Source organism: Salinisphaera sp. RV14 (genome assembly GCF_052044135.1).
Lineage (GTDB): Bacteria > Pseudomonadota > Gammaproteobacteria > Nevskiales > Salinisphaeraceae > Salinisphaera.
Window position 1 is genome coordinate 1 of sequence record NZ_JBQDYF010000041.1, and the last position, 2,910, is coordinate 2,910.

The 2,910-nt window shown below is 60.9% G+C and carries 3 protein-coding genes; all 3 read right to left on the reverse strand.

Annotated elements, in window-relative coordinates; genetic code table 11:
• Positions 1–438 precede the first annotated feature (438 nt).
• Positions 439–741 carry a hypothetical protein gene (locus tag ACS8Y6_RS18275; RefSeq protein ID WP_440851672.1) on the reverse strand — a complete coding sequence of 101 codons (303 nt, stop codon included), beginning with the start codon at positions 739–741 and terminating at the stop codon, positions 439–441.
• A gap of 129 nt (positions 742–870) precedes the next feature.
• Positions 871–2,106, reverse strand: coding sequence for a sensor domain-containing diguanylate cyclase (locus tag ACS8Y6_RS18280; RefSeq protein WP_440851673.1), 1,236 nt, complete (start codon positions 2,104–2,106; stop codon positions 871–873).
• Between the two features lie 280 nt (positions 2,107–2,386).
• Complete coding sequence (locus ACS8Y6_RS18285; protein WP_440851674.1) at positions 2,387–2,770, reverse strand: hypothetical protein; 384 nt, start codon at positions 2,768–2,770, stop codon at positions 2,387–2,389.
• Between the last annotated feature and the right edge of the window lie 140 nt (positions 2,771–2,910).

Genomic DNA, 2,910 nt, shown 5'->3' on the forward strand with positions numbered 1-2,910 from the left:
TGGGCTGCCGCTGGGGACAGGGCTTCTGGCTCAGCGCGGCCCGTCCGCCCGAGGACATTCCGCCATTGGTGGAGGCGGCCATTGCCGAATCGTGACGAATCAAGAACCCCGCGGCAAGCCGCGGGGTATGCCGGATCGTGTCTGATAAGGCGTCGCTAAACGCTCGCCTTATGTCGTCGGCTAATCGAATGCGCCGCAAGCGGCGGGGAATTAAACCCAAAGGTATTAAAACACCGTTTCCAGATGCGAGGCGATTCAGCGCTTTCTTTCACCGAGATCGCGCCGGCCTGCGGACCGCCCAACACCACCGGCTCATCGTAACAAGCGGCGATTAGCTGCCCAGGCTCGGCCGACGCGGCCGTTTACAAGGCCCCTTCTTCTCCGGCTGATCCCGATCCTCAGCCGCCGGCACCGGTGACGGTGCCGCAACAGACCGCTTCAACGCGCGCCAGTGCGGCCTCCATGACCGGACATACCCCCGTCCGCCGCCGCCATCGAGACATCGCCTATCGCCAGATCACAGACAAACGGCAGGATCCGGGCCTCCCGGACCCACCGCATGCACTCGGGCAACGCTGGATCAACCGTTCCGCGCCGAGTCCCTGCCAGCACCGCCTGGAACGTATCCAGGCCGGTCCGCTGGGTCAGGGCGGGCCGGTGATCGGTCGCACGCAGTGCTTCGAGACCTTCACGATCCGTCTCGACATCCACACCCAGGAAACACGTGGCCTTGTTCACCATCGTCTACGAACCCCTGCTGGCAGGGGTAGGACCGCATCCCACGTGTCATGCGTCTAACCGAGCGCACCATAACCATCGAGCGCCACGAGCCAAGCGTGCAAAGTTGCGTCGCATAGAGTTGCCGCACGGTCACGAATGTATGACGACCCGATCGCGGCCTGATTCCTTCGCTTCGTATAAAGCCTCGTCGGCCCGTTTGAATAGGCTTTCTGCAGTGTCGCAACGCTTGTACTGAGCAACGCCTAGACTGACCGTGATCCGTCCGGCCTGAGGGAAGCGCGCTTTAGCCACACGGGTTCTGACGCTTTCGGCTACACGTGCTGCATTCTTTATATCGGCTCCGGACAGCAGGATGGCGAACTCTTCACCGCCCCACCGGGCCAATGTATCAGTGCCCCGGATCGCCCGACCGACCTCACCAGCCACGGATTCCAGAACTTCGTCGCCGGTATCGTGGCCGTGCCGATCGTTGATGGCCTTGAAGTTGTCGATATCCAGCATGATCAGTGAGAGTGGCGTACCGAGACGTCTGGTCTGCACCATTTCCTCGGCCAGCGTCTGCTCAAATTCGCGTCGGTTGAACAGGCCTGTCAACGGGTCGCGCGCCGCCTGCCGTTCCAGTTGGTATTCGTGAGCCTTCTGCTCCGTAATATCTTCGCCGGCACCGACCCATTCGACGAGGATGCCGTTGCCATTCTCGACCGGCACAAGATTATGCCGAAACCAGCGCAGGCGGCCGTCCGCACACTGGATACGAAGCTCGTGTTCGAAGGCTTCACCCGCGTCGATCGCGCGTGCCCGGGCGCGTTGGTATTCCTCGCGATCCGCCGAATCTATCGCATCCATCCAGCCGCTACCGATGGCCTGCGCTCGCGAAAGCCCGCTTAGGGCCAGCCACACCTGATCGACCTCCTTCAGTGTTCCATCGGCATCGCACAACCAGACGTAATTCGAGGTCGCATCCACCAACGCCCGGTAGCGGCGCTCCAAGAGCTCGGTGCTACGATCCGAAAAAGTGACCACGGCGCCGACGATCCCCTGTTTCTCATCGAAAAGCGGGGCGCTCGTGTAGCTGACGGGCAGGCCAACGCCGTCCTTGGTCCAGAACGTCTCGACTCCCCGGTGCGTCGTGCCACTGCGCAGTGTGGCGTAAATCGGGCAATCGTGCAGCGCATAAGGCTGACCGTTCTTGTGACTGTGATGGATCAGCTCATGCTGAATTGCGCCAAGTTGCTCTTCTCGGCTCCAGCCCGTCAACTGTTCGGCGGCCGTGTTCACGAAGATCACTCGCCCCTCATTGTCCAGCCCGTAGATGCCCTCGTTGGCCGCCCCGAGAATCGCCTTAGGGTGTATCTCAATGGACATTATCGGCAGACCTTTTCATAGTCGTTCACGTGCGCTCTGTCGATGCGCTCCAGGGCACTCCAAAGGCCGCCCGACAACCCCGAATCCGGCTATCCCGACGGGCCCATAATAGTCGGCGAGGCCTGTTGGCGTGATCGGAAACCGACATGCGCGGCGTTATCCGTCCATTGCGTTCCTGGACGCATCCACGACACTGTCGGCCACCCAGCGACGTGATGCCGAGCCAAGCGGGTAGTCTTTTCCAATCCAGAGATGGGTCTGAGCACTCCGGTTGAAAGCGTCAGTCAGAACGCGGAGTGTGGGGCTTGCTTATGGATTTAAACAGCTTATCTCGCTCGGCATTCAACTGGCGAGCGGCGGCATCGTAACTCATCGCATAGACCTGTGCATCGAGCGTGTCGAAGTCGAGGCCAGCTTTGATGCGGGTGGACGCATTCGGCAAGAGTTTGAACTTGTCATCCGGCGTGGCGACCTCAGCATCGGGATCGGTCTTGCGGATCTTGCCCTGAGCATCGACGTGTTCGCGGGCGAACGGACAGTAGCGGTGAGTGTTCAGATACGACGAGAGCACGTGCTGGGCGAAGTGATTGACGGTTTCGGCCCACTGCGCCGGGATATGACCGTTGCCCAGATGCTTGCGCACGACCGCGGCGTTTTTCGACACGACCGGGCGTTGTCCGTGGCCTGGCGCACCCGCGATTTGGTGAACTGAGTTGGTCACTCTGGTTACCGCGGTGCGGCACCACGATTCCGGGGATTAGCGGAAAACGAAGGGTCTGTATGCCGTGTAAATACGGTATTGAT